This window comes from Bacteroides sp. AF34-31BH, from assembly GCF_003602795.1.
In the GTDB taxonomy this organism is placed as follows: Bacteria; Bacteroidota; Bacteroidia; order Bacteroidales; family Bacteroidaceae; genus Bacteroides; species Bacteroides uniformis.
Genome location: NZ_QTLV01000007.1, coordinates 22,949 through 48,973, shown reverse-complemented (window position 1 = coordinate 48,973; position 26,025 = coordinate 22,949). Strand labels below are relative to the sequence as shown.

Annotated in this window: 29 protein-coding genes and 2 pseudogenes; 16 read left to right on the top strand and 15 right to left on the bottom strand. The window is 43.3% G+C overall.

The window, feature by feature from the left end; translation table 11 throughout:
* Positions 1 to 6: 6 nt before the first annotated feature.
* The 5 genes from DWZ67_RS11995 to DWZ67_RS11975 form a co-directional block, all read right to left on the bottom strand.
* A complete protein-coding gene (locus tag DWZ67_RS11995; protein WP_005868877.1) occupies positions 7 to 585 on the bottom strand; it encodes a conjugal transfer protein TraO in 579 nt (192 codons plus the stop codon).
* A gap of 309 nt (positions 586 to 894) precedes the next feature.
* On the bottom strand, positions 895 to 1,488 hold the full coding sequence (locus DWZ67_RS11990) for a Crp/Fnr family transcriptional regulator (protein WP_005868875.1): 594 nt from the start codon (positions 1,486 to 1,488) through the stop codon (positions 895 to 897).
* Positions 1,489 to 1,732: 244 nt separating this feature from the next.
* Positions 1,733 to 2,863 (bottom strand): hypothetical protein, encoded by a 1,131-nt coding sequence (locus DWZ67_RS11985; RefSeq protein WP_005868874.1) that lies wholly within the window; start codon positions 2,861 to 2,863, stop codon positions 1,733 to 1,735.
* 692 nt (positions 2,864 to 3,555) lie between these two features.
* Positions 3,556 to 4,038 (bottom strand): DUF3408 domain-containing protein, encoded by a 483-nt coding sequence (locus DWZ67_RS11980; protein ID WP_005868873.1) that lies wholly within the window; start codon positions 4,036 to 4,038, stop codon positions 3,556 to 3,558.
* A gap of 4 nt (positions 4,039 to 4,042) precedes the next feature.
* Positions 4,043 to 4,741 carry a ParA family protein gene (locus tag DWZ67_RS11975; protein WP_005868872.1) on the bottom strand — a complete coding sequence of 233 codons (699 nt, stop codon included), beginning with the start codon at positions 4,739 to 4,741 and terminating at the stop codon, positions 4,043 to 4,045.
* A 403-nt stretch (positions 4,742 to 5,144) separates the two neighbouring features.
* Between DWZ67_RS11975 and DWZ67_RS11970 the strand changes: the two genes are divergently transcribed.
* Genes DWZ67_RS11970 through DWZ67_RS11960 form a run of 3 tightly spaced genes read left to right on the top strand, consistent with a single transcriptional unit; the run spans position 5,145 to position 7,891 of the window.
* Positions 5,145 to 5,483 carry a plasmid mobilization protein gene (locus DWZ67_RS11970; RefSeq protein ID WP_008770294.1) on the top strand — a complete coding sequence of 113 codons (339 nt, stop codon included), beginning with the start codon at positions 5,145 to 5,147 and terminating at the stop codon, positions 5,481 to 5,483.
* The gene (locus DWZ67_RS11965) at positions 5,480 to 6,880 is read left to right on the top strand and encodes a relaxase/mobilization nuclease domain-containing protein (RefSeq protein ID WP_005868870.1); all 1,401 of its coding nucleotides are present in this window, start codon (positions 5,480 to 5,482) and stop codon (positions 6,878 to 6,880) included. The genes DWZ67_RS11970 and DWZ67_RS11965 overlap by 4 nt, the downstream gene beginning before the upstream one ends.
* Before the next feature lie 27 nt (positions 6,881 to 6,907).
* The gene (locus tag DWZ67_RS11960) at positions 6,908 to 7,891 is read left to right on the top strand and encodes a hypothetical protein (protein ID WP_005868869.1); all 984 of its coding nucleotides are present in this window, start codon (positions 6,908 to 6,910) and stop codon (positions 7,889 to 7,891) included.
* A gap of 44 nt (positions 7,892 to 7,935) precedes the next feature.
* Here DWZ67_RS11960 and tnpB read toward each other — a convergent pair whose 3' ends face one another.
* Both tnpB and tnpA read right to left on the bottom strand, forming a co-directional pair.
* Positions 7,936 to 8,238 carry an IS66 family insertion sequence element accessory protein TnpB gene (gene tnpB, locus DWZ67_RS20430; protein ID WP_083444256.1) on the bottom strand — a complete coding sequence of 101 codons (303 nt, stop codon included), beginning with the start codon at positions 8,236 to 8,238 and terminating at the stop codon, positions 7,936 to 7,938.
* Between the two features lie 3 nt (positions 8,239 to 8,241).
* On the bottom strand, positions 8,242 to 8,598 hold the full coding sequence (gene tnpA, locus DWZ67_RS11950) for an IS66 family insertion sequence element accessory protein TnpA (RefSeq protein WP_004319780.1): 357 nt from the start codon (positions 8,596 to 8,598) through the stop codon (positions 8,242 to 8,244).
* Between the two features lie 648 nt (positions 8,599 to 9,246).
* Here tnpA and DWZ67_RS11940 point away from each other — a divergent pair.
* The 5 genes from DWZ67_RS11940 (at position 9,247) to DWZ67_RS11920 (ending at position 11,388) form a co-directional block, all read left to right on the top strand.
* Positions 9,247 to 9,558 (top strand): DUF2958 domain-containing protein, encoded by a 312-nt coding sequence (locus DWZ67_RS11940; RefSeq protein WP_005868826.1) that lies wholly within the window; start codon positions 9,247 to 9,249, stop codon positions 9,556 to 9,558.
* 73 nt (positions 9,559 to 9,631) lie between these two features.
* Entirely contained in the window at positions 9,632 to 9,868 is a 237-nt protein-coding gene (locus DWZ67_RS11935) for a hypothetical protein (RefSeq protein ID WP_005868824.1), read from the top strand.
* Positions 9,869 to 9,881: 13 nt separating this feature from the next.
* Positions 9,882 to 10,130: a hypothetical protein gene (locus tag DWZ67_RS11930; protein WP_005868823.1), complete on the top strand. Its 249-nt coding sequence runs from the start codon at positions 9,882 to 9,884 to the stop codon at positions 10,128 to 10,130.
* A gap of 43 nt (positions 10,131 to 10,173) precedes the next feature.
* Positions 10,174 to 10,611 (top strand): hypothetical protein, encoded by a 438-nt coding sequence (locus DWZ67_RS11925; protein WP_005868821.1) that lies wholly within the window; start codon positions 10,174 to 10,176, stop codon positions 10,609 to 10,611.
* 267 nt (positions 10,612 to 10,878) lie between these two features.
* Positions 10,879 to 11,388 (top strand): hypothetical protein, encoded by a 510-nt coding sequence (locus DWZ67_RS11920; protein ID WP_007569216.1) that lies wholly within the window; start codon positions 10,879 to 10,881, stop codon positions 11,386 to 11,388.
* Positions 11,389 to 11,403: 15 nt separating this feature from the next.
* Here the strand turns inward: DWZ67_RS11920 and DWZ67_RS11915 are convergent, their stop codons facing one another.
* From DWZ67_RS11915 to DWZ67_RS11895, 5 genes are all read right to left on the bottom strand, one after another.
* Positions 11,404 to 11,691, bottom strand: coding sequence for a hypothetical protein (locus DWZ67_RS11915; protein WP_007569214.1), 288 nt, complete (start codon positions 11,689 to 11,691; stop codon positions 11,404 to 11,406).
* Between the two features lie 110 nt (positions 11,692 to 11,801).
* Positions 11,802 to 13,328, bottom strand: a complete 1,527-nt coding sequence (locus DWZ67_RS11910; protein ID WP_005868817.1) for a type II toxin-antitoxin system HipA family toxin — start codon at positions 13,326 to 13,328, stop codon at positions 11,802 to 11,804.
* Positions 13,318 to 13,638, bottom strand: a complete 321-nt coding sequence (locus DWZ67_RS11905) for a helix-turn-helix domain-containing protein (protein WP_005868815.1) — start codon at positions 13,636 to 13,638, stop codon at positions 13,318 to 13,320. The genes DWZ67_RS11910 and DWZ67_RS11905 overlap by 11 nt, the downstream gene beginning before the upstream one ends.
* A 99-nt stretch (positions 13,639 to 13,737) precedes the next feature.
* Complete coding sequence (locus DWZ67_RS11900; protein WP_005868813.1) at positions 13,738 to 15,327, bottom strand: type II toxin-antitoxin system HipA family toxin; 1,590 nt, start codon at positions 15,325 to 15,327, stop codon at positions 13,738 to 13,740.
* Complete coding sequence (locus DWZ67_RS11895; protein WP_005868812.1) at positions 15,320 to 15,670, bottom strand: helix-turn-helix transcriptional regulator; 351 nt, start codon at positions 15,668 to 15,670, stop codon at positions 15,320 to 15,322. The genes DWZ67_RS11900 and DWZ67_RS11895 overlap by 8 nt, the downstream gene beginning before the upstream one ends.
* Before the next feature lie 129 nt (positions 15,671 to 15,799).
* Between DWZ67_RS11895 and DWZ67_RS20425 the strand changes: the two are divergent.
* Together DWZ67_RS20425 and DWZ67_RS11885 are read left to right on the top strand one after the other, a co-directional pair.
* Positions 15,800 to 15,959, top strand: a pseudogene (locus DWZ67_RS20425) (helix-turn-helix domain-containing protein).
* 126 nt (positions 15,960 to 16,085) lie between these two features.
* On the top strand, positions 16,086 to 17,366 hold the full coding sequence (locus tag DWZ67_RS11885; RefSeq protein WP_005868811.1) for an ATP-binding protein: 1,281 nt from the start codon (positions 16,086 to 16,088) through the stop codon (positions 17,364 to 17,366).
* 305 nt (positions 17,367 to 17,671) lie between these two features.
* Here DWZ67_RS11885 and DWZ67_RS11880 read toward each other — a convergent pair whose 3' ends face one another.
* On the bottom strand, positions 17,672 to 18,733 hold the full coding sequence (locus DWZ67_RS11880) for a LuxR C-terminal-related transcriptional regulator (RefSeq protein ID WP_120138893.1): 1,062 nt from the start codon (positions 18,731 to 18,733) through the stop codon (positions 17,672 to 17,674).
* A gap of 314 nt (positions 18,734 to 19,047) precedes the next feature.
* Between DWZ67_RS11880 and DWZ67_RS11875 the strand changes: the two genes are divergently transcribed.
* Genes DWZ67_RS11875 through DWZ67_RS11865 form a run of 3 tightly spaced genes read left to right on the top strand, consistent with a single transcriptional unit; the run spans position 19,048 to position 22,373 of the window.
* Positions 19,048 to 20,268 (top strand): DUF3575 domain-containing protein, encoded by a 1,221-nt coding sequence (locus tag DWZ67_RS11875; protein ID WP_009276883.1) that lies wholly within the window; start codon positions 19,048 to 19,050, stop codon positions 20,266 to 20,268.
* Positions 20,265 to 21,185, top strand: coding sequence for a DUF5119 domain-containing protein (locus tag DWZ67_RS11870; RefSeq protein ID WP_005868808.1), 921 nt, complete (start codon positions 20,265 to 20,267; stop codon positions 21,183 to 21,185). The genes DWZ67_RS11875 and DWZ67_RS11870 overlap by 4 nt, the downstream gene beginning before the upstream one ends.
* A gap of 45 nt (positions 21,186 to 21,230) precedes the next feature.
* Positions 21,231 to 22,373: a fimbrillin family protein gene (locus tag DWZ67_RS11865; RefSeq protein ID WP_243635160.1), complete on the top strand. Its 1,143-nt coding sequence runs from the start codon at positions 21,231 to 21,233 to the stop codon at positions 22,371 to 22,373.
* 188 nt (positions 22,374 to 22,561) lie between these two features.
* On the opposite strand, the gene DWZ67_RS11860 is transcribed toward DWZ67_RS11865, so the two are convergent.
* Together DWZ67_RS11860 and DWZ67_RS11855 are read right to left on the bottom strand one after the other, a co-directional pair.
* Entirely contained in the window at positions 22,562 to 22,819 is a 258-nt protein-coding gene (locus DWZ67_RS11860) for a hypothetical protein (RefSeq protein WP_005648607.1), read from the bottom strand.
* Between the two features lie 4 nt (positions 22,820 to 22,823).
* Positions 22,824 to 23,581 (bottom strand): annotated as a pseudogene (locus DWZ67_RS11855) (ParA family protein).
* Positions 23,582 to 23,867: 286 nt separating this feature from the next.
* Between DWZ67_RS11855 and DWZ67_RS11850 the strand changes: the two are divergent.
* From DWZ67_RS11850 to DWZ67_RS11840, 3 genes are all read left to right on the top strand, one after another.
* Positions 23,868 to 24,197: a hypothetical protein gene (locus tag DWZ67_RS11850; RefSeq protein WP_007564632.1), complete on the top strand. Its 330-nt coding sequence runs from the start codon at positions 23,868 to 23,870 to the stop codon at positions 24,195 to 24,197.
* Positions 24,198 to 24,200: 3 nt separating this feature from the next.
* Complete coding sequence (locus DWZ67_RS11845; RefSeq protein ID WP_007564633.1) at positions 24,201 to 25,037, top strand: virulence RhuM family protein; 837 nt, start codon at positions 24,201 to 24,203, stop codon at positions 25,035 to 25,037.
* Positions 25,038 to 25,278: 241 nt separating this feature from the next.
* Positions 25,279 to 25,917: a recombinase family protein gene (locus DWZ67_RS11840; protein ID WP_007564634.1), complete on the top strand. Its 639-nt coding sequence runs from the start codon at positions 25,279 to 25,281 to the stop codon at positions 25,915 to 25,917.
* Positions 25,918 to 26,025 lie beyond the last annotated feature (108 nt).

The window sequence follows — 26,025 nt, the reverse complement described above, 5'->3', positions numbered from 1 at the left end:
TGTCGGTTAGTAGAGCAGTATCTTTATTCCTACGTTCCAGACAGTGTTCCACTTGTCAATGGATAGGGGATTCCAATGTTGTTGTATGCGGGCAAGCAATGCCGTTCGGGGCAGGATGAATACTTCCAGTTCCGTTTCCAGTTTCGGGCCGATGATGAAGTTGTATTCCTTATCGGGGTGGCGGACGTATTCTGTACCGATGAATCCTCCCAGGCCGATGCCCCAGTAAACGGATTTCAGGTTGCAGGCCAGGGTTCTGTAATAACCGCCGTCCACAAAAAAGTCCTTACCCTTGTCATGTATCGTTTCGGGAATCGTTTCTTCCGGGTTCAAGGTAGAGACTTGCGGTAGGTTGGCTGTATATTCGTAAGGTTTCTCAAAATAGCTAAACCCGGCTTTCCAATAGCTTGTCCGGTTGATGTATCTGGAAAAGGACAGGTTGTAATAGTTGCCTGCATTGCCGAACAGGTTAGTGCCGTAGTTCAATTCAAGTGCCGGGATGTTCTCATAATGGCGTTGCGCAAAAGCGCTTACGGTGCATAACAGCAGGCTAAGGCTGATAGCAGTCAGTCTGATGTGTTCCATGGGAATTACTCTTTAGGTTATTAATGTTATATATTTTTCTATTTGTCTCATACGGTGTTTCCAATTTACGCGGATTCCTGTCGGCAGAACCGAATCAAGGTGCTTATCGCGTTGTTTTCGCTCCAAACATATAGATTATATACGGGAGGACAAATTTTATGAAGGGCTTTTAAAGGGCCTTTCGTGTTTATTTAATGTGCATTAAAAAATACATGTGCCGTAAACCGGCAGGTGTGGAATAATTCTACAGAAAAAAGCCGGATAGGATTAGTTGTGTAAAACTGTCCTGCCCGGCTTATAGGGTTTGGTTTATATGCGCTTTCGGATGTTGCTCAATGCTTGTGGCGTGATGCCGATATAACTTGCTATGTCTTTTAAGGGTATTGAACGTAACAGCCATTTTTCATTGGCCAAAAGCGCTTTGTAACGCGCTTCGGCATCCAGTGTGTAAAACTCCTCTTCCCTTATTATTTTGCGGTTGATGGATCTTACCAAATGTATTCTGGCCAGCTTGTTGAAATTGATGGATAACTCATATAGCTGATGAAGATCTTTTTTGGGCAATCTCCAGATCTTGCATGGCTCCAATGCCTTGATATTGTAGTGGGCATGGTGTTCTTCATGTGAAAGGAAAAAATTGATGAACTCTTTGGCTTGGATAAACCGTGCTGAAATCTCTCTATTCTCTTTGTCCGGAAACCATAACCGGACGATGCCGGATTCCAGATAATAGAGGTAGCATACTTCCTCGCCCCTGGTGACGAGGTGTTCTCCCTTTTTGATATGGATAAGCTCGAAATGAGCATCAAGATACGCCTTTTCTTCGTCTGTCATCCGCACGTGAAGATGGGCGCCCATTACCATGAGCGTCTCATCTATCAGGGTGGCAATTGTTTGAACCATTGAATTTGTTTTATGTTTATATAAGGGTACGGAAACGTACCCTCTAACATGGACGTGGCGTTCCAACAACAAAGGCACGCCCCGTACCAGTTTCATACTGGTACAGGCATGCGCCTGTTGTTGTTAATTCCTTAACGATAGATGCCACTCTTTTGTTAGACAGACGGACGTATGTAAAAAGCGGGCTGCCAATTTTCTGACAATCCGCTGCAAAGATACTATTTTATGGTTTTTGTTCCAACTTTTAGGGATTTAAGTTGACGGCAAGGTCTTCTGGACGAATGCCTACTACCTTTATATAGATATCCCGGTAGATGTTCTCCTTAATCTCCTTGTCCTCTTCAGAATAAAGCCATGCGGTAAATTCATGATAATATTCGCCGGTTCCCAATTTAAAGAAATCCTTATATTGATAATGTCTGCTCACGGGAATGCCTTTCTTGTTTAACAAGAAGCATGATTTAAGCGCATCGTGATATTGCGAGGTCAGTATCGCCTTTATCTTTTCGTCGAAATATTCCAATGTTTCCTGGTCAAAGAAAAACTGTACGGTGTAGGGCCACTTCTCCCCTTTTCCTTTGATGTACTGGTATTGGAATTTGGTTCTCTCCAGCTTTTTGTTGATACCGTTTAAGATGCTGGTCACCTTCTTCTTCCGGTCATGGTTGTCCTTTACCGTTACATCAAATTCCTTGGCAAGTTGGTCAACCGTAACGGTGAAATAAGGTGCTTGTCCTTGGTCAATCTTATACTTGATCAGGTAAATCATTTTCGCCAGGTTCAGATAAAACTTGCGGTAGCCTTTGCGGTTGGGCAGGTTACGGTAGTCTTTCAGTTCCAGCAGATTGTATTCGGTAAGCAAAGTATTCATCAGATCTTTGCTCAGATGCACGTTGTAATTCCGCTTGGTGCGCTTTTTCGTGCCGAAGTTATCCTTTATCTCAAAGCGGTCCAGTATTTGAATGAACTTATATTGCGTCTTGCCGTTCATGGCGTATGCTACACTGAGGTTGGATGTCCCTAAACGGTATAACGCCGCTTCAAAGGTGTTCTCTATCGGATGCTCTATCTTTTGGCCGTTCTGTTCGGTGATATATACCGGACGTTGGTTGCTGAACAGGAAATCAAGCTGCTTCTCGGTCAGTTTTCGTTGCAACTTGGTTCGTTCATACCCCATGACCTCACAAAAATCGTTGATGGAGAACCAGCAGTCGCCGAACAGATCTTTCATTTGTGAAGATGCCACGTAAATGATAATGTCAGACATGACAGTGCCGCCTGCATCAAATAGAACTTCCAATACTTTCGTGTTGGAAGACTCGCTGAGAGTCCTGGGGACTCTGCTCAACTCTTTTTGTGTATTACTTTCCTTCATAGGCGGACACTTGTTGTTTACTGATGCAAAGATACGTTTTTTTACGGAGATAGTGAATCTAACTCCCTATAAATGAAGATTCCAAAGCATTTTTTTCGTGCTGTTTCTTGATTTAGTTGTGTAAAAGTGTCCCGACTACGGCTGTTTCCGATCCCCCAGTTGTGTAAAAGTGTCCCGAATGGCCGGTTTAGTTGTGCAGAAGTGTCCCGGATTCCTGATTTAGTTGTGTAAAAGTGTCCCGAATGCAGATTCTAGTTGTGTAAAAGTATCCCGACTTTCCTGTTCAGTTGTGCAGAAGTGTCCCGAATAGTCGGTTAGTTGTGCAGAAGTGTCCCGGTTACGAGAAGATGCCAGTAAGTGCTAACTTGCAATAATATAGTTGATTATACGGAAAACCTCCCTTATTAGTTGTGTAAAAGTGTCCCACAAATACTTAAATCCCTAAAAACCTAAATAAAACGAAGAAATGATTTTGTTACCGTATTCTTACTTTCGGAAAAAATTTTGAGGTGGAAACAAGTAGAGGTTTGAATTCTTTAACATATTGTCCAGGATAATAGGCAAAGGGATTTTTCCGCAGTTGTGTAAAAGTGTCCCGGTTCAATGCCGGCCTTCACTAAAACGGTGTGCAAAAATAACGCCTGCCCGACGGATGCAGTCGAACAGGCGTATATATTTTTCCGAAAGTAGAATCAGATGCTCATATACTTCTTCAGTATCGCTTGAATCTCCTTGTTATGGCTGGTCAATATGTCTTCAAGAATGTTGTTTGCGATGTTGTGCATTCCTAATCCAGTGGCCATAGCAATCTGCTTCAGCTTTCTGTGGGTTTCGCTGGATATCCGGATTACTTCGGTGTTCTTTAATTTTCGCTCTTCCAGATATTCCGAGAATTTTTTTCCGCAGACTTTGCTTTCTTCTGTTTTTGGAGAAGACTGCACGGAAGGTTTGGATTCCGGCTTTTCCATTTGTTCCGGCTGAGGTTCTTGGACGGTTTCTTTGACTGGAGCCGATTCTTTCACCTCTTCATGGATGGGGTGCTCAATCGCAGGTTGGGGGATAGTGCTTTCCGCAACACTTCCGATCTGCTGGATTTCCTGCTCTTTCTTACTGGCGCTTTGCAGCAAGAGTTTTCTCATGGCGGCTGATGATGTCCTTTCTTTGTTGGTTGCCATAGCTTTATTCTCCTATATGGTTACAGATTAATTCCAATACCTCTTCACAGAAAGCATCACAGGGATGATGGTACGCTTTACTCAGCGTACTTAAATTGCGTTGATAGTCAACCCTTGAATCCTTGATGTAGTTTTGCATCAACTCGAAAGGCAAGGTTTTTTTATTTTTCAAAATTTCTTTGAACTCCAGCACATTCGGAAGAACACGGTTCATAACACCACGCACGGTAGTCTTTTTACCAATCTTTCGACGGCTTTCGATAATCCCTTCATAGATGTTATAGTAAAAGGTCAATGTAGGTCTTAAATCGGTCTGGTTCGGTTCGAAGGGAATGATGATCACGTCAACGAAGTGCAGCGTTTCAACTACACCGTTTTGTTTCAGGTTACCCGGAAAATCGACAAGTATAATGTCGTAATTGTCCTGAAGGAAATCCAGTTGGTTGATGAACTCTGAGGAAGAGATATTGATAACCTCATATTCTTCTTCCTTTTTCATGATTCCGTCCTCGGCTTCGTCCTCACGTAATTTTCCGATAGTGTTCTGCATGTCGTCGATATCCACCACGGCAATGGATAAGCCCCCCTCTTCGTTTGACTGCGAATGAATATAACCTGCAAACAAAGCTGTCAGCGTAGACTTCCCTACCCCGCCCTTGGGATTCTCAAAAGCTACGACTACTCCTGGTAATATTTGTCCCATAATGTACGTTTTTAAGTATGTGCGCAAATATATAAATAATAAATTAAATAATTGCATACTTTTATAATTAATTTATTATACACTTTTTTACTTAATTGTATAAGTAATTACATATATAAATATAAATATAAATATGTACATACTTAATCTTATAATTAAGTATGTATGTTCATACTTTGTAATAATATAATTAGTAATTATGTATTTTGTAACTAATGGCTTTCCGTTCGCCTGTTACAATGTGCGTAGTTACTTTGTAACAAAGTGAGCGGTTAATCTGGATTAAGAAATCAAGACTTTTGTCTGGTTTTGTTTCACAGCTGAGTATTATTGTATATCTTTGCTAATGCAAGGTATGTTTTTGTGGGTACAAAAAACCTTGCGACAGCCGAGCTGCCGACCAATGTTCGTTACACTCACATACTCTGTATATATGAAAGAGAATCGAGATATAAGTATAAAGATCCGCTTGACGGAAGCCGAGAAAGAACAGCTTCTTCAACGTTCAAAGGAAGAGGGAAAATCCCTTTCTTCCTTTATCAGAGAGTCTGCCTTGAAAGGCAGAAGCATATCGAAAACCGATGTGCAAATGATATATGAACTTCGTAAAATAGGAGCCAATATCAACCAGCTTGCCAAACATATCAATACGCTTCCGTCCGATGAAAATATATTGTATTCATTGGATCGGATTAACCAATACCTTTCGGATGTAGAAACCATTAACCGGAAATTGTTATGATAGCCGAGATACAACCTTCTTTCTCATCCCACCTGTCCATGAGCCGGAAAATTGAATACCAGCTTTCCAAGGTCAAGGAAGGAAACGGAAAAGTGCTTTACACCTCCACTGGTGACGAACTGGCCGCCATGCCAGCCTACATGAAACTTATCTCCCAGTTGAATGACCGGGTGAAACTACCTTATGCGGAATTTATTCTGAGCCTCTATCCGGGAGAAAGCCTTTCCGATGAACAGTGGCTTTCTCTTGCCGGGGAATATATCGAGAGGATGGGGTACGGAAAGTCCTGTTATGCCGTTGTCCTAAATACCGACAAGGCACACAGCCATGTGCATGTGCTGCTGACCACAATTGATGAAGAAGGCAAAAGCATTCCTTCCGGAAATAATTACAGCCGTTCCGAAAAGATCTCAAGGGAACTGGAGCAGAAGTACGGTCTGTTGCCTTTGGAAAGGGAAGGAGGCAAGAGAACCACGTTGGGAGAGGCGCAATACCGTAACTATTATTTCGATGCGGCCTTGAAGAAAGCCATGCGTAGTTATAATTACAAGGATAAGGTATCGGCTGTCCTGGAACAATCCGATACATACCGGTCTTTGAATAAACCCTTGCAAGAAATAAAATTGGCCAATGAAGAATGGCGTGTCCTATTGGGGGATGAAAGCTATGACAACCTTTTCGCATTGCTGGAAAAAGGAGGTTTTTTCAACCCCTTGTTCAAGGATGAACTGTTACAACAGCTTGACCGCATCTACTCTTTTTCCGAAAGTACATCCGATTTCCGAAGGAACCTGGAACAAGAAGGATTGTATATGCGTCTGGTCACCAAGAAGGACAAATCCTATTATGTCTATGGCATCAAGGATTCAGGCTTTTACCTGAAGGACGTTTCACTTCCTCAGAAATATCGTTTTGGTAATATTCGTTTTGATGGCCGGGGCATGAGCGCCGATGAACAGAAGCATTATCTCTATGACCATGTGTTTAAGGCATTGAACGCTTCTTTAGGCTATGAGGATTTTAAGAAAAGGTTGGCGGAAGAATCGATCCGTGTGACGGAACATGTAAACAGCAAAGGCGCATACGGGATTTCCTTTTATATGGAAAACGTGGAAAATGCTCATGTCTTTAAAGGTGCGGATCTTTCCCGTAAGCTCACTTATCAGAATATCCAGAAGCATTTCGATGGTGTGGCTGTCGGTCTCTCGCCACATATCGATAGGGTAGGGGAGTTCCGTGAGCGGGTGGATCGTGAGGCTTTCTATATGCAGGGTGGGGGAGTTATGGCCATTCCGGAACTTGACATTACCGGCAGCGGGAAGAAGTCGCAAGAGGATGATCTCATACCGTCCAAAAAGAAACGGAAACGCAAGAGTGGTCCCGATTTCTCATTATGATGAATACTAACTTAATATATTTGCTTTATGAATTATCAGACCGTTTTACAGAATTATCATCCCACTGAACAGGGGGATTTCATGTTGAGATATGAGATAGGTGGCCGGGGATATGTCGTTTACTCACCGGAGAAGGATGCGTTGTCTTGTATTGAATTACATGGCTTTTCCGAGCTTACTCCTTGGCAATTGGCTTTTGTTCTTTCCTTGGATATGCAGCAGATGAAAGAACAGGACGAGCTTTCTCTCTTCGTATGTTGTAAGCGAGAAAAGCTCTTGTCTTATCTTTTCGATGTGGAGGAAAGCGAAACCGTCTTGAAGACAAAGCACGTGTCCGGTTGGCAGGGCTATCTGATGATGGATATCCATAAGCCGGACAGGGTACGGAACGTGTTCCAGTTCCATCCGGAAACGAAAGAAGCCCGTTTGGTCTTTGATAACCGTTTATGTGTCGCTTCCCTTCGTGAGAAAGAAAAAGGAAAGCTCATCCATCTCTGTTGGAGTCCTTCTGTCTTTGCTGCCATCGATAAGGGAGGAGAGCGTACCGCACCGGCTTATCTGTTGGCTTCTGATGCTGCCTTGTTGCATGGGTATGCCATGAAACAGATTGCGGAATGCTTTGCCGGTACACCGGTTGAAGAACGGGTTATCGGTATTCATGTAGGGGATAATGTCTATGAGGCCTTGTCTTTTGTGTGCTATTACGTCCGTAACGTGCAGGATGAATATTTGGTTATTCCTGAGCGGAAAGATGGGATGGTGATTCTTGAAACCCCGAAATGGAATCCGATACGCCAGGCTAACTTCGTGGCTTCACTGAACAAGATGGCGGTTGACCAGGCGAAGAAACGCTATCCGGAAATGGAGGTTCCGAATGAACGGCCATTCACGTGCCTCTCTTTTGCCCGGAAGTCTTTCGTCTATTTCCCGGATCTGAAGGTGTATCAGGAGGTGTTCTTGAAGATGTATTTGGGGTTGGTGAGGTTACAGGAGGTGCATTTGCTGGGGTAAGGAACAATTGCAGTGCTGCTTATAAAATAGTGGCACTACTATTGTTAGAGTACTTCTATCATTCCTTTGGTTACGGCATCGGCCAGTAGTCTTTTTACAATCCTGCCACTGGGAGGATTGGTTATCCCAAGCGTTATCTCAACCCTGTTTGATAGAGGATGATAGTGCAGGTATTGGAGGATTTTCATACAGGTACAATTCGCATTGATAAAAATGAAAGCGTCACCGTCCCGTACATTCTTTCCCATCTGGTTGGTCACGATGCCGCTAAGCGTATAAAAACTCTTACGCATGTCTGTCGGATACGGGTAAAGATAATATCTGTTGGATTCATTCAAAGAAAACATAGGCTAACGGTTTGAATTCAAAAATATCAGGGTTTGCAATACCTCCGGTGACAAAGGGCTGTTCAAGCGGACTGTAACGCCATTGGGATAGGAGATCTCACATAGCGGCTGGGGAATTGGCGACGGGCTGACCGGAGGGGCAGACAGCAGGGATTTCTCCTTATGGGGAAGACTGACCTGGCCCTTACTGTTTACCTTTACCGGGATAAAGCCGCCTTTGCGCAACAGCTTGGAACGCCACTCGTAGAAACGTTTGGGACGAATACATTCATTCGAACAAAAATCCATAACTGACAGTCCGCTCGACTTGAAACGGGAATAAATAGATTCAAAATCTTCCATGGTCCATTGATGTGACATAACAATTGAGCTTTTTTACTTTGATTACAAAAGTAATATCACATTTTTAGAATGAAAGGGGGAGTTTATCGAATGCTTACATTTTTTTGTTTAATTAATATTATATTCTCCAAAATAAATGTTTTGGCGTATTATATGTTTAATAACCAATAAATTAGATAACTGTTTGATTTTGATTATAGTTGGATTTATATTGATATGGCGAAATACTTGGCTATTATATATCAATGTGAATAATGTTGGATTTTATTCTTCTTTTATTTCCGTACTGCCCTTTTCCTTGTTTTCTGCCTCCCCTAATGTACGTTTTTTCATAGCCCCGTCTGAGAGCCTTTGTTTTTGAACGGCAAATTTATTTCGGTGGATGGATACGAAAGAGTTCCGGTCTTCGCCCTTTGTACCGAAAAAAATAACGCCGGACGGCTTCGCTGTCCCCAACATTTTTTGTCGTCCAAAACTTTTCTCAATCCCTCCTTCCTTCTTGTTGTGTGCCGTAAAAAAAAGGCTTATAAACTCAGATGGGGCATGAAAGCTCAAAAAAAAAGTCGGCAGAAAGAAAAGGCCATCCCGGAAAGGGGTTTTAAAAAAAGGTCTTTAAATCTAGCTGAAGCATAAAATTAGAAGTTTAACCCTTTAAAAATGTGACATATGATTACAGTGACGGAACAACTAAAGAATGTGTTTGAAGCCAACCCTTTGTACTCAAAAGAGGGGCAGGGGCTTAATGCGGAAGTCATCGCAAGGTTTTTCCTTCCTTTTTCTTCGGTGGTATGGTTGGTAACGGAAGCCGAACAGCAGGAAGACGGTGACTGGCTTTTTTTCGGTTATTGCCATATTCAAGAATGGGAATGGGGTTATGTGCTTCTTTCTCAAATTCAAGAGGTGAATGTTCGTGGGTTGACCGTGCAGCTGGATAAAGGACTGAAAACCGGTATAACGGTAAAAGCTTGCCTGAATTGATTAGAGAATAAACGGAGAGGGAACAACCCCTTTCCGCTTTCCAACCGGAATATTGAACTTAAAAACGGAAGTTATGGTTTACGAGACGAATTGCACGGAAATAACACAGGACAAATGGCGTGAGCTGATGAAGTACGGTAGAAAATGCTCCTATCGGCTGCTTACGGCGAGAATCAAGCGGGAATTGCCGGAATTATACCATGCGCTGGCTCTCCAGTTCTATAATCCTTATGCGGAACAGTGCAGGCAGACACCCACACATTATATATTGGTTCATTCGGCCATTGAATATTTTATCAGAAAACAATAAAGGACAAATGGTTATGAAAACAAAAAAGGTTGATAAAAAGAAAACGCTGGCTTATGCGGTGGCATTTTACTTTACGGATGTTTCCGTAAAGTTCATGATGGGGAATGCGATGTATGAGTATGTACATACCGTTTATGACAGGCGGTATGATAACGGTGGCTTTAATACGCTTGCCGTAGTCTATAATTACAAGAGGATGAAGTACGAGGTATTGGTCGTATCGGACGAGAAGGTAGGTGATAAGGAGATTCATATATTATAAGTTTCACAAACAGGGCTTTTGCCATATAAAAACGGCTTTTGAGATGAAAAAGTTATCGGCTTATACGGTTGCATCCAACTGCACCGACTTGACGGATATACGTGACGGCATCGCTGAAATACATGAAGCGATGAAGACTTGCGTTGAATCCGGGAAACATATCCCTTCATTCTATGTTTCCCGGTTGGCCAAACTGGAAACTAAAAAGAAGAAACTGGAGAAACGGACGCAGGTACACATGACCGTCACCATCCGTTTCTTTATAGATGATGATACCCTTACAATGGCAGTCAGGCATTGCCTTTTCTTCAAGCTGGAACCGACTCGGCAGAATGTGATGAAAGCCATCCGTGATGCGGTTCTTAATAACGGACGTTCCATTCTTGACTTTCCGGAAGCATGGGGAGAAGATCTTATGGATGTGTCTTTCTTTGATGTGGAGAATGCCATGAAGAAGCTGCGTTCCTCATTCGGCCTATAAACTTCATTGCATATTTTTCCGAAAGTAAAGTAACCGTTGGATTTTTGGCCAGCGGTTCTTTTTTCAAAAAAGAACCAAAAACTTTGAATACAATCTTTTTTCATCTTCTAACTTATGTATTCGGAAAAAATTCCATGGCATTCAGAAAAGGGATGATAGCGGTTTGGGGATTATAGGGTAGATTTGTGGGGTAAGCTTACAGAGACAGTTTTTATAGGCAGGTTCCGAAAAGCCTTTGAGAGAGTAGGAGAACATGAGTTATAATATATGGCTATAAGTATAAATGATAGACAATTGATTACACAATTTATTACTAATACTCAGAATTTGAATGTTAATTTACCTACAAATGGTGGAGGGTGTGCTAATTTAGTTAGAGGAATTATAGAACAGGCAACAGGAAAAAGAATTTCAGTTAATCCTTTTGGAGCTTCTTTAGAAAGTATGATACAAAAAATAAATACCTATCATGATTTAGCTAAATGTAATAATGGAGATATATTATATTTTGTGCATCTTCCTAATGCTGCTGTAAATTTACATCAAACTATTCATTATGCAATTTTTTGTAATGTTAATAATGCTGGTGTACAGAAAAATGTTATTGGGATAAATGGATTAGCAGATCTTTCTTTTTCTCCCACAGCTTATCATGGTGTTGTAGCATCTGTAATATCTCCGGGTAATTTTAATGGAGTAGGGCAGGTGATATATGATACTGTAGCATTCCCTAATATTCTTGGTGAATTGTATGTTATTGATTATGAATTGATATAGGAATAAGTTTCTTCGTTATTTTATGGCGTACAGTAGTATAGAAATAGAAAAAAACTGAAAATTGAATAGTAAATTTGTTTGCTCCATGTTACGTTTATTACCGCTTGTAATCGGGCTTTGCGCAGACTTTATGTCCTGAAGGCTTTTTAGTACCCCTTCCATTTGGAAGATTTTGACAGCAGCGATGAAGGTGGTGGAGGATATATCCGGCTGGAGGCTTTTCAGTGTGTTCTCCGATGGCTGATATCCTCTCATCTTCAGTTCCAGAATGGTATTGAAGTCATCATTTCGCATAGCCTTCATGAAAGCCTCCTCTTGTTCGTTGGCAATGTCCGGATTTGGATCGTATGCAGTTGCTTGCCGAACAAGAACAGACTTTTTATTAATGTAATAGTGTCGCTATTCGTCTGTTTTTATCTTCTAGCTAAAGGCAGTAACAACCGTTCCACAAGTTCTTTCTTGTTCTCAACGGGCATCTTGTTTCTGCCTTTGGCAATGACTTCAGCAGCCAAATCGCTTTTACGCCCGGCAATGTATTTCTGTCGCTTTCCGTTTATGAAGGCCTCGATACGGAAATCATGCCGGGTGTTTTCGATGATGTTGATTTCTGATACCAAAAAGCCATCCTCTGTCTCGTAGGGTTCGACAATGGTGGGCAGGTAGTGTTTCATGGTTTTCCCTATGATCGGAGATACCAAACCGGAAAGATGCTCTTCGATGCGGTCTTTCCAATAGTCATCGATTTGATGATTGGTGGCATAATCGTAAAAATGGCTGATGGCAAGGCTGACTTCTTCGATTATCCTTTTCGCATTCTTTATTCCGTTCTGTTTGGCAAATTGCATCAGGTCATCTTCCGTGATGTCGTTATCTTTTCCTGCAATGCTCATGGAGTGTGCGTTTTCGTATGCCGCACCGTCCAAATTGGTGGTGAATGTCATGTCGTAGGCTGGGGTGATGTGCCATGTGCCGTTTCTTTCCATCAGGAAAGAGAAATTCTTGATGTGGTCATCCACATTGCCGCCCATGATATTGAATACCGTCCTACGGTAGAGTTCGGACTGTTCGCTTGCCGGGATGTTCAGTTTTCGGCAGACTTCAAACAAATCCTCATAGCTCGTTGCATCCGGATTCATGGCAGCAAGTGTCTGTGTATGTATCTTCTCTCCGTTTATCCTATCGTAACGCTCCGTCAGGAAGTGATGTTTTCCCTCAATTTGAATGAGTCGGGAAGGCATCATCGTAATCCCGGCTTCCTTTGCCATCTCATAATATACCATTTCCATTTGCGTGAACGGAAAATCGTCCCCTTCTGCAAACTTCAATATGTAGTAGGTATAGCCCTCCGGTAAAGGGACTTGGCCGGAACGTATATCATGTGTCGTTTCATTGATGGCGATGATGGCTTTCGGGTGCTGCCCTCCGGCTGATGTACCTATCTCATAGATACTTTGCAGTTGCAGTGCTTCGTCATCTTGCACGGATATTTCCTCCCGTTCCTCAAAGATACGGCGTGCCAGTTGGTATAAACTCTCTATCTGGAGAGTGGAAGAGGATTCCAATCCAGGAGTGGCCGGGATGAACTCAAAGGCTCCCATTCCCCGTTTCCCGATGAAAGACAGTTTATCTACCGGTGTGAGTTTGCGCTTGGGGATATGGTTTTGTGCCGCCCATTGGTCGAAGACCATGTTACCCCACCGATCAGGCAATGAATCTGCCAAAAACGGTGGGAGACCTTGATAAGTCTTTTCTTTGTTTCCGAGTATGGGCATACCCTTTGCCGCCGGTCCTTTGACAGAAGCGGTCAGTGGGGCGATTTCCACTCCTTTCTTGATGAAATCCGGATGATAGTTGAAGACGGCTCTTTTGTTTCTTTCGTCCCAATAGAGCTTTCCGACTTCTTCTCCCCATAACATAACACTCACAACATTATTTTCCATGTCTTATCCTTTTCGGCTTTTTATTCATTATTCGTTCCATTGTATAGGCTGAAACAGGTATTTCCGGCATCAGATCATCCATCTGTTCCAGACAGTCCACTACTCGTAACAGGGCAAGAAAGTTGCCCATATTGATGTTATAGGCCTTCCCGTTCTCAAACTGGCGTAAGGTGATAAGGCTGACACCGGCTTTCTCGGCAGCCTCTTTTTGGGTGAGCCTATAGGTTAGCCTGTATTCCTTAAATCGTCTGCCCAGTTCCACTATGATTTCCGGATTGGCCATGGCTTGGGTGATGTGATTCGTTGTCATTTTACAAAGGTAAATATATTAATTGTTAAATCAAAATATGATATATAACAATTAATATATTTACTGTTATATTGAATTGTGCGCGATGTAGTTTGTGTGCTAATCCCCCAATTCCATGCTACGTTTATTGCCGCCTGTAATCGGGCTTTGCGCGGGTTTTATGTCCTGAAGGCTTTTTAGCATCCCTTCCATTTGGAAGATTTTGGCGGCAGCGATGAAGGTGGTGGCGGATACATCCGGCTGGAGGCTTTTCAGTGTGTTCTCCGATGGCTGATATCCTCTCATCTTCAGTTTCAGAATGGTATTGAAGTCATCATTTCGCATAGCCTTCATGAAAGCCTGCTCTTGTTCGTTGGCAATGTCCGGCATATGGATCGTATGCAGTTGCTTGCCGAACAAGAGCAGGTTTTCTCCGATAAAATCGGCGTGTTCCGGCTTGACCCCGCAATCCTTGGCAGTCTCATGCCAATGCGATACGGTTTCCTGTATCTCTTCGATAATCTGTTTGTGTTTCCGGATACCCATGTTCTCACCTACCTTTTGCAGATCTTCCATCGTGAAATTGTCTTGTTTGCCGTTGAGTGACAGCTGGTGGCGGTTCGTCCATTTGCCGCCCGGTGTGTATGAGTAGCAGAGGTCGTATGCTGGGGCCAGTTTCCACTTCCCTTGTCTATCCATCAGGAAAGATAAGTTCTTGCTATGGTCGTCATGGTTCCGGCTCATGACGTTGAACACCATTCTTCGGTATAGTTCCTCCTGCTCTGGATAAGGGAGGTTCATCTGCCGCATGATACGGAATATCTCTTCGTATGAATGGCGTTGGTCACGGTCATAGTGGGCAAGCCCGGCCAATGTCTGTACATGGATCTTCTCTCCGTCTTCCATACGGTCAAAACGTCGTGTCATAAAGTGATATGACTCTTTTTCCTGAAGTAACCGGCATTCCATCATATCGATACCGCAGGCTTTTGCCATCCGGTGATAGGCATATTCGATATTTCCTATTCCTTGTGGATTGTCCGTTATCTGCGTGTGTTCGCTGTATTTGCCGCCATCAAATTTCAACAGCCAATACCCGAATCCTTCAGGAGCTTTTACCTGTCCGGAGCGTACCTCTCCGGTAATATCGTTGTAGGCGATGATGGCCTTGGGCTTGGCACCTCCGGCAGATGTTCCCACTTTCAGTATATCCAGAATGTTTCTTCCTTCCTGGCGCAGTTGGACCTGAAAAGCCATTCTGTCCGTGAATACGGATTTGGCAAGCTCAGTCAGTTCCTCGATATGGAGCACTGATGATTCGTTCATGCCGTTGATTGGCGAGGACGGCTCAAACTCCAGTGCGCCCATGCCACGTTTGCCTACATAGCAAAGCCTGTCTAAAGGGGTAATCTCTTCTCCGGACAATCCCTTGCTGGCAAACCATTCATTGATGATCTGGTTTCCGAAAGTGTCCGGCAGTGAATCGGCAAACAGGCCGGGCAACCCCTTGAAACAGTCGGTACGGTTTTCAAGGAACCGGTAGGGGGTGTTCCTGTACTGGCTGATGGGCATGATGATGGGAGAAATGTCAAGACCGGAGCGGATGAACTTCCGTTCATAGTCGAACAAGGCGGCATTGCTTTCCTTTTCCCAATAGAGAGAGCCTACGCTTTCTCCCCATAGCTTTACATCTACTATCAAATCATTCATGGTTATCTTGTTTTAAATGGCGTACACGGTAGCGTTTCTTTCCTTGCAGTTTTTTGAGCTCTATCGGGCTGACCCGGATTTCCGGTACCAGTTGCTCCAGGTTCTCCAGCAGGCCGAGCGAGCGGAGTACGCTGATGAACAACAGCAGCGATACCGATTTGCCCTTCTCGATGTTCGCAACGGTCAAGGGGCTTACACCGGAAGCCGTTGCCAGTTCTTCCTGCGTGATATGCTGCCTGATACGTGTCTCTTTGATGCGCTGGCCGATTCTCATCAGCACAGCTGGATTGCTCATTTCATTCCACATGGTTGTTCCTTTTTTGCAAATATACAAATAATCCATGTAAATATATAGATTAACTTGAATATATGATGTTAATCTATATGAATACAATGATTATAGTTGCTTTATCGGCTGTTTTTTTCTTTGAACTAGGATGAAAACTGACTAAAATCACAATGTGTTGTGAATATGAAAGAGCTAGGAAAGATGATTAAAGAGTGCAGGAAGAGTTTGAAGGTCAATCAGCTGGAACTTCTCCGAACTGGCGGGCGTGGGCATCAATACGCTGGTGGCCATCGAGCGTGGAGAAGGCAATCCTAAATTGGCTACTGCTTTCCATTGGAGTTGATTAAAGTGCGGAAAAATGTATAAGATTGCTTCTATTATCTGTTTATTTTAGTATATTTGTGCTTTAAATAAGTGCGGATAAATGTATTATACGCTGTTTTTACATGTATAAAAATGCTGTTTGTAGATGAAAAGATTTGTTTTGCAACAACTTATAGAATGGAAAAACCGTGAGGATAGAAAACCTCTGATTTTAAATGGTGCCCGACAAGTTGGGAAAACATGGCTGCTCCATGAGTTTGCCAAACTTGAATACAAAAAAGAGGCTTATGTGGTATGCCGTAAGAATAACCTTGCACGCCAGCTTTTTTCTCAGGATTTCAATGTTGACAGAATTTTACGGGGGCTGCGTGCGATGACTTCCGTTGACATTACTCCGGGTGATACGCTTATTATCCTTGATGAGATACAAGATATCCCGGAAGCACTGGAATCTTTGAAGTATTTTAAAGAGGAGGTTCCGGAGTATCATATAGCTGTGGCAGGTTCACTTTTGGGGATATCCCTTCATCAGGATGTGTCTTATCCCGTAGGGAAGGTAAATGTCATCAATATATTTCCTATGAACTTTGAAGAGTTTCTTGTCGCCAAGGGAGAAGAAGAAGCTTGTAAATTGCTTATGAGTGGGGATTTTGAAACGATAAGCCTCCTGCATGACAAATATACGGATCTCCTTCGGCAATATTATTATGTAGGTGGTATGCCGGAAGTTGTACTCAAATATGTAGAAACGGATTCCTTGCTGGAAGTCAGAAGAATACAGTCGGAGATTTTGCAAGGCTATGATCTTGACTTCTCAAAACATGCGCCCAAAGAACAGGTTCCGCGTGTCCGAATGGTATGGAACAGCATTCCTTCCCAATTATTTAAAGAAAACAAGAAATTCATTTACGGAGCTTTGCGAAAAGGTGCCAGAGCCAATGATTTTGAGATGGCCATTCAATGGCTTGTAAATGCCGGGTTGTTGTATAAAGTGCCTCGATGTACCAAACCGGAGCTTCCGCTTGATATTTATGAAGACCTGTCGGCTTTCAAACTCTATATGGTTGATTTGGGGCTTATGGGTGCTATGGTCAAGACAGATCCGGCCCAAGTCTTGATTAAAAACGACATATTTAAGGAATACAAGGGAGGAATGACTGAACAGTATGTATTGCAGCAGATGAAAAGTAAGGGCGTGTCACCGATTTATTACCATAACACAGACAATTCGCGTCTTGAGTTGGATTTTGTTATTCAACGTAATGCCCAAATGGTGCCGATAGAAGTGAAGGCCGAAGGGAATGTCCGGGCCAATTCGTTGACAGCATTACTGGGAAAAAGACCGGAATTGCATGCGGAGAGATTTTCTATGTTGCCTTATAAAGTACAGGGTAATCTTACAAATTTTCCGCTATATGCAATATAGGTGTATCCTTTTCCCATGCCGGTCATACCGTTAGAACTGATTGATAAGTATGATGCGTATGTTGGCCGGTATGTCTATCTTTGTGGCAATGAAAACAGAGAGAGGATTGATTTACGCCTTGTTTTCCGGGACGGAAAGGAGATTGGCACGGATGATCTGAATCTGTATTATAATTGATGTGACGGCTTGGATGTCCCCCGGATGAATGTTCGGGGGATTCTTTTTCTTTTGGGCGTTCCTGTGGGACGGTCGGGCTTTACGTTTCAAGTCCTCGCCTAAAGGCTGTGGGCTTTACTCTGCAATCCCTAACGCATGGCTGAAAACTCTTCTTGCCGGTGTTCTTCTTCTTCATACAGCCTCATGCGTTCTTGTAATGCTTCTTTTAAATTGTCGCTTTTTTTCAGTCCGAGTTTGGCACGTATGTTCGCTCGTTGGCTGGTTATGTTTCCGCTACTCCGATGTAATAATTCGCATATTTGGCTGACGGTCTTGTCTTGCAGTATTAAACGGCAGATGTTTAATTCGGACGGGGATAAATTGGGATATATTCTCCTGATTGTATCAAGTTTACTTTTTTCCTTTTTCTGGTATGCGGCAAGGGCTGTAAAAAGATTTTCTTTGGATTGTTCCCCTATTATGTTTAACAGGGAGTTTGTCTTTTCTTCCGGGTTATTCTCGCTTAACAACTCGGCGAACGCGAATAGTTCTTCCTTTTTCATTTGGAGACGTTTCAAAAGCATTTCCTCTTCCTCTTTTAGCAAGTTGCTACTTTTTAGCAAGCTGCTGATATTACTGTGTAAGGATCTTCCTAATAAGGGGATCATGGTGTATATGATGATGATCAAAGGCAGATAACTGTATAGGAACGGTTCGTCGGTGATAAGTGTGCAGATTGTATAGGAAGCTATGGTAAGGGAGGACAATAGGATGGAGATATTACTCATATAGGCACAGATGGAAAGCATGGTAAATAAGAGAGAGATAGTAAGGTTACTCATTATCAATGCTCTTTGATAACTATATTCATATCCGCTACATATTGAGCAATAAATTATTTCGATAAAAATCTCGATATGTATGGCTATCAGTATAATGGAAAAGGTCGTGGTCAGATTTACTCTCTTTTTAAAATAAGCGAGAGTGCACATAATGATAAACAGGAATAATACGCTGTTAATATAATAAAACTGTTCATTGGGAAATGGAACTGAATATATGTATATGGGTGCGCATAAGGCCAGCATGAGCAGGGATAGATGAAAGACTCGTTTTTGTTGATACGTTATTATCATTTCTCTTTCTTTTTTGTCGTAAGTTTGAGTTTTTATTGAACTTAGAAAAGAGGCGGCTTTTGTGCTGATTTTCATGTGTTTTATTGTTTTAAGTGTTATTAAGTATAATGTTTCCTGCAAAAATAACTGTTTTTTTTTTTTTTTTGTATGTTTAAGTACTTTTCTTTATGATGTTAAGTGTTTTTAATTGTTGTGTAAGCGTGATTGGCTGCTGTGGTAAGTGTTGTAGCTGTTGTGTGGTTGTCTTTTTAAGTATTTATAAGTTTAAAATACTTGTTTTTTGCTTTGGAGGTTGGTTTATAAGTGCATATCTTTAGCGGTTGAAATTCAGGGGGTGTAAAAGCCTGGGTTTGGATTGTCATATTAACAAATGATTAAATGACGAAAAGATGTTTTTTTATATTAAATGTGTATTGTTCGTGCTCGTGTTGAGTATAAGCGGAGAAATATCCGCTCAGGAGAAGCGTGATTCGGTAAGGATCTATTTTCATCAAGGAAAGGTAAATATAGATACATGTTTACTTGACAATGGGAACGAGATGGAGCGGTTTGCTAAAATCTGTTCCGCATTGAACGACTCCGTCCGTCTTATCAGGAAAATTCAAATAATAGGAGGAGCTTCCCCGGAAGGAGGGGGGCTGTTGAATGGAAGGCTGTCTGAAAAACGAGCAGAGGTTTTGTGGCGGTATATATCACCTTATATAAAGATTCCGGTATTGGAGAGGGATTTTCATTTTTCGGGAAGCGACTGGAACGGACTTATAACGATGGTGAGAGCGGATGTGAATGTTCCGGAGAGGGAGGATGTCCTTCGTTTGTTGGAGAAGATCGTACGTTTGGAAAACCAGGACAGCCCTTATTGGGGGGGAGAACTGAAAAGACTGAAAGGGGGGAGGCCATACTCATATTTGTATAAATTCCATTTTCCGAAACTTCGTTCGTCGATGGTGAAAATATGCTATGATAGTGATCCGATAAATCCCGTCAGAGATACGGTATATATACATACACGTGATACGTTGTGCATCCGTGATACCGTTACCGTCATAGCTCCGGTAAAGAAACGGCCGTTTTGCATGGCGGTGAAAACAAACTTGCTTTATGACGCTGTTTTGATACCTGACATCGGGGTTGAGTTCTGTTTGGGGAAGAACTGGTCTGTGGCCGGGAATTGGATGTATGCCTGGTGGAAAAGTGATCGGAAGCATAATTATTGGCGTATCTATGGGGGAGATGTGGAGTTGCGCCGCTGGTTCGGTCGGAGAGCGGTGGAAAAACCGTTTTCCGGGCATCATGTCGGATTGTACGGGCAGATCGTCACCTATGATTTCGAATTGGGTGGGAAAGGTTACTTGGGGGATAAATGGAGTTACGGGGGAGGCGTGGCTTACGGCTACTCGTTACCTGTGGGACATCGGTTCAATGTGGATTTCACGTTGGGAATCGGCTACCTTGGAGGATCGTACAAGGAGTACATCCCTTTGGACGGTCACTATGTATGGCAGACCACTAAAAACCGCCGCTGGTTCGGCCCGACCAAGGCGGGTATCTCTTTGGTGTGGTTGATCGGGCGGGGGAATTATAGCCGGAAGAAAGGAGGCAGGCAGTGATACGGATACGCTTTAGTCTGGTGTTCATATTTTTATGGATAGGACTGACGGCTTGTGAGCATAAGGATTTATGTTACGATCATCCGCACTTTGCCACGGTGCGGGTAATATTCGACTGGACCAAGATTTCCAATCATGACAAGCCTGAAGGCATGAGGGTCGTATTTTATCCGACCGACGATGAAAGCAACACGTGGATATTTGATTTCCCCGGAGGAGAGGATGGGGAAGTGGAGCTTCCCGAGAATGATTACCGGGTAATTTGCTTCAACTACGATACCGACGGGATGGTTTGGAAAGAAAACGGCAGTTACACGCTTTTTACTGCCGATACGCGTGATGTGCAGTCGCCGGATAACCGGACAATGGCTGTCACCCCACCTTGGCTGTGTGGCGACCATATAGACGAAGTTATCCTCAAGGACATTCCGGGAGGAAGCGCGGAGATAGTACGGCTGACTCCCGTAAACATGGTATGTCACTACACGTATGAGGTGAACGGTCTTCGGGGACTGGATAGGGTGGCGGATTTGCGGGCCGCTCTTTCCGGCATGTCCGGCTCGCTTAACATGTCCGCCGACAGTTTGCCCGCCGGTCTTTCGGAGAGCCTGCTCTTTGATGGAATGGTTTCACGGAATCAGATTATAGGCGGATTCTATACGTTTGGACATTCCGCACTTGAAGGAGAGCCCAATGTTTTCCGGTTGTATCTCAAGAACCGTTCAGGCAGCATGTCTGTATTGGAACAGGACGTGAGCGGCCAAGTGCATGATGTCCCGGTAGTGGGGCATGTCGGTGATGTGCATCTGGTGTTGAATTTTGATTATGAGGTTCCATCCGAGCCGGGAAGTGACGGTGCGGGATTTGATGTGGACGTTGATGATTGGGATGATGTGAATATGGATATAGTGTTGTAATATGAGTTTATTAATTATATGTATCAATTTGATTTATTTTTATTTATGAAAAAAAGTACAGTAATGCTTTGGGCAATCTTTGGAGCTCTACTCATGGGTTGCTCAGACGAGGAGATTGCGAATGTGGAAACCTCCTCACGGAATGCGATTGGTTTTAACGTGTTAAGTAATGCGGCGGAAACGAGGGCTACCCCTACTACCAACACCAACTTGAAGAACACCGATTTCGACGTGTTCGCTTTTACGGCGGATGGTACTGCCTTCATGGGAAAGGTCGACACGGAATTTGGACATGACGGAGTGAATATCGTGTACAAAGATAATAAGTGGGATTATAAAAATGCGGGCGATCTTCGTTATTGGCCTACCGAGGCTTTGGACTTTTACGCATTCAATCCCGGAACGGTTGATGAAGCCATGCAGTGGAGTTATATGTGGGAAGCCACCAAGGATACTCAAAAGATAACTTATTCCTGCTCCGATGAGTATGGATCTGGTATCAATGCTCATGAAAACTACGACGTGATGTATGCCATAGCCAAAGGCCAGACAAAAGACAAGAACAACGGAGTAGTGAGATTTAACTTCAAGCATATTCTGTCACAGGTCGTATTCAAAGCAAAGACCGAATACGATAACATGCAGGTGAATATAAAGGACATCAAGATTTTTAATGTAAAAATGGGCGGCGTCTACACATTGCCTGCGACAGCCGATGGAACGGGAAGTTGGGCTGTGGGTGATTGGCCTGAAAGCTCTACAGGAGGAGGTTCTATTACCGTAGTGCAAGGCAAATTCATCGAGGTCAATAGTAATACCACAGCTACCGATATTTCCGAAAAAACTCCTATGCTGAATATACCACAGAAGCTGACAGCATGGAAAGTTTCCGAAGAAGCCACCAATACCAAGATAAAAGCCGACGGTGCGCATCAATGTTACCTGTCGATCACCTGCAAAATCCAGCAGTCCGGAGGTTATCTGTTGGGTTCAGCAGATAGTTACGGAACAATTTATGTTCCGTTCGGAGATACATGGGTAGCGGGCAAGCGTCATATCTACACGTTGATTTTCGGTGGTGGTTATACTGATCAGGGAGTGGCTGTGTTGAATCCGATCCAGTTTAATGCAGAGACAACAGGCTGGGTTGATGCAGATAATGACGTAAACGTCCAACCCCAACCTTAATCCAAACGTTTATTAATATCGTACCCGTTGGCAGGTTAAACATACGCAAGATTAATCCTGCCAACGGGTTCTTTATAGGGAATCGCATTTTCAATATACTTTTTGATGTGTAGGGGTGCTTTTTGCGTACCTTTTTCCTGGAGAATTTCTTTTGTGGAGTGTTTGCCCTGTATATTCCCGATACGCTGTTATAGCAGGGAACTGTTTTTATCCAAGTAGTCAGATATAGCCTCTTGCAATACCGATTTTAGCGAATCGCCTTTGCGGATCGCGATCAGCTTTAAGTTCTGGTGATAGGTTTCGTCCATGACAAAATTACAATGCACGGTTTTCGCTTTCTTCGGCTTTTGAGCCTCTTTTTGCCCGGCCGTGGATTGGATCAGGCTGTCTAATCCCCCGGTCAGCCCGGCCGACATACTGTTTTTTAAATCGTTCTTCTTTGCCATATGGTTACTTTATTTCTGTTAGCAGTTCGTTACATACCTTTTCGTAGTCCTCTGCCCCGGCAGATTTGGGGGCATAGTGAAAAATATCCTGCCCTTGTGTCGGGGCTTCGGCCAGCGCAATGGAGTTGCGTATATGGGTGCTGAACACTTTGCCCTGGAATGTTTCCTGTACCAGTTCCGAAACGCTCTTGTTCAGGTTCTTTCTTCCGTCGTACTGGGTTATCAGGACCCCGGCGATCGAAAGATCCGAGTTCAAACGTTGCTGCACCTTGTGGACGACCTGCATAAGTTTGGCCATTCCACGCATTGCCAGGAATTGAGCCTGAACCGGGATAATCAACCGATCCGAGGCCGTCAGTGCGTTAAGCGTGAGCAGCGACAGCGAGGGGGGCAGTCGATCAGGATATAATCGAATTTTTCCTTTTGGCCCTTGATAAGGTGGGCTAAGATAAGTTCCCGCCCGGCCTCGTTGATTAACTCCGTTTCAACGGCCGAGAGATCCAGGCAGGAGGGAACGACGCTAAGACCGTCCTTATGCTCGTAGATCGGCAGGTCGTATTCGCCTTTCATCGCACCGTAGATCGTTTGGGGAAGCTCCGCAGAGAAGCCCAGCGATTCAGTCAGGTTGGCTTGTCCGTCAAGGTCGATCAAAAGAACCTTGTACCCTTTTTGACGTAACGCGCCGCCCAGGTTGATCGTGGTTGTAGTCTTTCCTACTCCCCCTTTGTGATTCAATACGGAGATTACTTTTGCTTTGCTCATAAATTCAGTTTTTTAAATGGTTGTCATGTCCGCAAATATAGTCAAAAACTAATATACTAAAATACTAAAAGTAGTATTTTTCGTTTTTTGCGTGTTTTTTGTGCCGATCGGGGAAGCGTACCGAAATAAATCCGGTTTCCACCTTTCGGTACGTTTTGTTTCTGTACCGGAATTAATCAAAGATTAGAATAACCATAAATGTTTTTATACGTTAATCATACGTATGTATATATGTATATATTTGTTTTTGAGTATCTTTGTGTGCTATAAATAAAAAATAAAAGACATGAGCACTTATTCGTATAAAAATCCGAAGTTTATAAATTCCCCTAAAGGGATGGTTGAAGTTGTAGAAGTGATTTATGACGGCAAAGATGATCCGGCCTATTCACTGGCTATTATTAAATGGGAAAATACCTATAAATTAGGTATTCGTTGGAACATCGCTTATAGTGAATGGGACGATTACCGCAAACAGAACGGGCAAGATGAATGTATAGGTAATCCACAGTCGAGAGGTATTCCCACCTGGTTTGTTTTGCCCGATGATATGATGTTTAGTGAGAAGTTCAGCGGTGCGATGCAGAGGCTTGATGAATTAAGAAAAGGTAAATAAGTAATGGAACAGGGAGAAATCATATTATACCAGCCGGATGAAGCGGTCAAGTTGGAAGTGAGGCTGGAAGATGAAACCGTTTGGCTGACACAGGCGCAAATTGTGGATCTTTTTCAATCCAGCAAAGCAAATATAAGCGAGCATATAAAAAACATATATGATCAGAAAGAATTAGAGGAAAGTTCAACTGTTCGGGATTTCCGAACAGTTCGACAGGAAGGCAAACGGCAAGTGATGCGCAATCTGACTTATTACAATTTGGATGCGATCATATCCATTGGGTTTCGTGTCAATAGTAAAAGAGGTATTTTATTTAGGCAATGGGCGAATAAGGTTTTAAAGGACTATCTTTTAAAAGGGTATTCCATTAATAAACGTTTGTCAGAACTTGAAAGGACTGTCGCTCAACATACCGAGAAGATAGATTTTTTTGTGCGTACTGCCTTGCCCCCGGTCGAAGGCATTTTTTATAACGGCCAGATTTTCGATGCGTACAAGTTCGCTACCGATCTGGTAAAGTCGGCCAGGCGTTCGATCGTGCTTATCGACAACTATGTGGACGAAACGGTCTTGCTCATGTTGAGTAAACGCAGCGTCGGTGTCTCGGCCACCATTTACACCCAGCGTATCACGCAGCAACTCCAACTTGATCTTGACAGGCATAACAGCCAGTACCCACCTATCGACATCAGGACGTACCGGGACAGTCACGACCGTTTCCTGATCGTTGATGAAACGGACGTGTACCATATCGGAGCCTCGTTAAAGGATCTGGGGAAAAAGATGTTCGCTTTCTCAAAGCTGGATATTCCGGCGGCTGTGATTACTGACCTGTTATAATATCCTTTGTCTTATGAATGGGCTGTCGCAAAAGAAAAACCCGTTCTTGATGAACGGGTATATCCTTGACTTGGTTACGTGTTTTGATAACAGAGGCTTTACCAAGCATTACAATGCAAAGATAGTAATTATAGGTTAATTAGCGAATTTCTTTTTTGGATAGATCCGGAAATAATGCCTCCTTGAAAGAGGTGGATAAGGTGATTAAAACAATAGATAAGGAAGAACAAAAGCAAAAGGGATGAATGTGGTTATTTATTCACGTGTAAGCTCGCAGTCGGCCAGGCAATCGACCGAACGGCAGGTTGTCGATCTGGAGAGGTTCGCAGCCGGACGGGGGTACGAGGTGACGGCGGTCTTTGAGGAAAAGATAAGCGGACGAAAGGCCAATATCGAACGCCCGGTTTTAAGCCGTTGCCTGGAATACTGCACAGATCCGCAGAACCGGGTGGATATGTTGTTGCTGACCGAGATCTCACGCCTGGGGCGTTCAACCCTGGAGATCCTAAAGTCACTCGATACGCTGCACACGCATAAAATATGCGTGTATATTCAAAACCTGAACCTGGAAACGTTACGGCCGGACAAGACGGTAAACCCCTTGTCCTCTCTGATCACTACCCTGTTGGGGGAACTGGCCGCGATCGAACGCCAGGGGATCATCGACCGCCTTAATAGCGGACGGGAGTTGTACATCCAGAAAGGGGGCAGGCTGGGACGGAAGCCGGGAAGCCGGAAAACGGCCGAACAGAGGAAAGAGGAATACCGGGAGGCGATCGCCTTGTTAAAGAAAGGCTACTCGATCCGGAACGTGGCGAAGCTCACGGGAAAGGCCGTTTCGACGATACAACAAGTAAAAAAAGACTTCATTAGTAGCTGATTATCGGAACAAATATTGTATTTTTGCAACAAATACGAGTAAATGCACATAATTAAAAACGAGTATTTACACGTGTCTAAAAACGAGTATTTGCACGAAAATAATCAG

Excerpts from the sequence above, each read along its gene's own strand:
- DWZ67_RS11885 (WP_005868811.1), top strand. The coding sequence starts at position 16,086 with ATGAAAAGATTTGTTTTGCAACAACTTATAGAATGGAAAAACCGTGAG.
- DWZ67_RS11920 (WP_007569216.1), top strand. The coding sequence starts at position 10,879 with ATGGCTATAAGTATAAATGATAGACAATTGATTACACAATTTATTACT.
- DWZ67_RS11985 (WP_005868874.1), bottom strand. The coding sequence starts at position 2,863 with ATGAAGGAAAGTAATACACAAAAAGAGTTGAGCAGAGTCCCCAGGACT.
- DWZ67_RS11880 (WP_120138893.1), bottom strand. The coding sequence starts at position 18,733 with ATGAAAATCAGCACAAAAGCCGCCTCTTTTCTAAGTTCAATAAAAACT.
- DWZ67_RS11865 (WP_243635160.1), top strand. The coding sequence starts at position 21,231 with ATGAAAAAAAGTACAGTAATGCTTTGGGCAATCTTTGGAGCTCTACTC.
- DWZ67_RS11970 (WP_008770294.1), top strand. The coding sequence starts at position 5,145 with ATGTTCGTTACACTCACATACTCTGTATATATGAAAGAGAATCGAGAT.
- DWZ67_RS11860 (WP_005648607.1), bottom strand. The coding sequence starts at position 22,819 with ATGGCAAAGAAGAACGATTTAAAAAACAGTATGTCGGCCGGGCTGACC.
- tnpB (WP_083444256.1), bottom strand. The coding sequence starts at position 8,238 with ATGTTTTCTTTGAATGAATCCAACAGATATTATCTTTACCCGTATCCG.
- DWZ67_RS11900 (WP_005868813.1), bottom strand. The coding sequence starts at position 15,327 with ATGAATGATTTGATAGTAGATGTAAAGCTATGGGGAGAAAGCGTAGGC.
- DWZ67_RS11995 (WP_005868877.1), bottom strand. The coding sequence starts at position 585 with ATGGAACACATCAGACTGACTGCTATCAGCCTTAGCCTGCTGTTATGC.
- DWZ67_RS11990 (WP_005868875.1), bottom strand. The coding sequence starts at position 1,488 with ATGGTTCAAACAATTGCCACCCTGATAGATGAGACGCTCATGGTAATG.
- DWZ67_RS11925 (WP_005868821.1), top strand. The coding sequence starts at position 10,174 with ATGAAAAAGTTATCGGCTTATACGGTTGCATCCAACTGCACCGACTTG.
- DWZ67_RS11840 (WP_007564634.1), top strand. The coding sequence starts at position 25,279 with ATGAATGTGGTTATTTATTCACGTGTAAGCTCGCAGTCGGCCAGGCAA.
- DWZ67_RS11980 (WP_005868873.1), bottom strand. The coding sequence starts at position 4,038 with ATGGCAACCAACAAAGAAAGGACATCATCAGCCGCCATGAGAAAACTC.
- DWZ67_RS11915 (WP_007569214.1), bottom strand. The coding sequence starts at position 11,691 with ATGAAGGCTATGCGAAATGATGACTTCAATACCATTCTGGAACTGAAG.
- DWZ67_RS11975 (WP_005868872.1), bottom strand. The coding sequence starts at position 4,741 with ATGGGACAAATATTACCAGGAGTAGTCGTAGCTTTTGAGAATCCCAAG.
- DWZ67_RS11910 (WP_005868817.1), bottom strand. The coding sequence starts at position 13,328 with ATGGAAAATAATGTTGTGAGTGTTATGTTATGGGGAGAAGAAGTCGGA.
- DWZ67_RS11875 (WP_009276883.1), top strand. The coding sequence starts at position 19,048 with ATGTTTTTTTATATTAAATGTGTATTGTTCGTGCTCGTGTTGAGTATA.
- DWZ67_RS11930 (WP_005868823.1), top strand. The coding sequence starts at position 9,882 with ATGAAAACAAAAAAGGTTGATAAAAAGAAAACGCTGGCTTATGCGGTG.
- DWZ67_RS11895 (WP_005868812.1), bottom strand. The coding sequence starts at position 15,670 with ATGGATTATTTGTATATTTGCAAAAAAGGAACAACCATGTGGAATGAA.
- DWZ67_RS11940 (WP_005868826.1), top strand. The coding sequence starts at position 9,247 with ATGATTACAGTGACGGAACAACTAAAGAATGTGTTTGAAGCCAACCCT.
- tnpA (WP_004319780.1), bottom strand. The coding sequence starts at position 8,598 with ATGTCACATCAATGGACCATGGAAGATTTTGAATCTATTTATTCCCGT.
- DWZ67_RS11845 (WP_007564633.1), top strand. The coding sequence starts at position 24,201 with ATGGAACAGGGAGAAATCATATTATACCAGCCGGATGAAGCGGTCAAG.
- DWZ67_RS11960 (WP_005868869.1), top strand. The coding sequence starts at position 6,908 with ATGAATTATCAGACCGTTTTACAGAATTATCATCCCACTGAACAGGGG.
- DWZ67_RS11965 (WP_005868870.1), top strand. The coding sequence starts at position 5,480 with ATGATAGCCGAGATACAACCTTCTTTCTCATCCCACCTGTCCATGAGC.
- DWZ67_RS11935 (WP_005868824.1), top strand. The coding sequence starts at position 9,632 with ATGGTTTACGAGACGAATTGCACGGAAATAACACAGGACAAATGGCGT.
- DWZ67_RS11850 (WP_007564632.1), top strand. The coding sequence starts at position 23,868 with ATGAGCACTTATTCGTATAAAAATCCGAAGTTTATAAATTCCCCTAAA.
- DWZ67_RS11905 (WP_005868815.1), bottom strand. The coding sequence starts at position 13,638 with ATGACAACGAATCACATCACCCAAGCCATGGCCAATCCGGAAATCATA.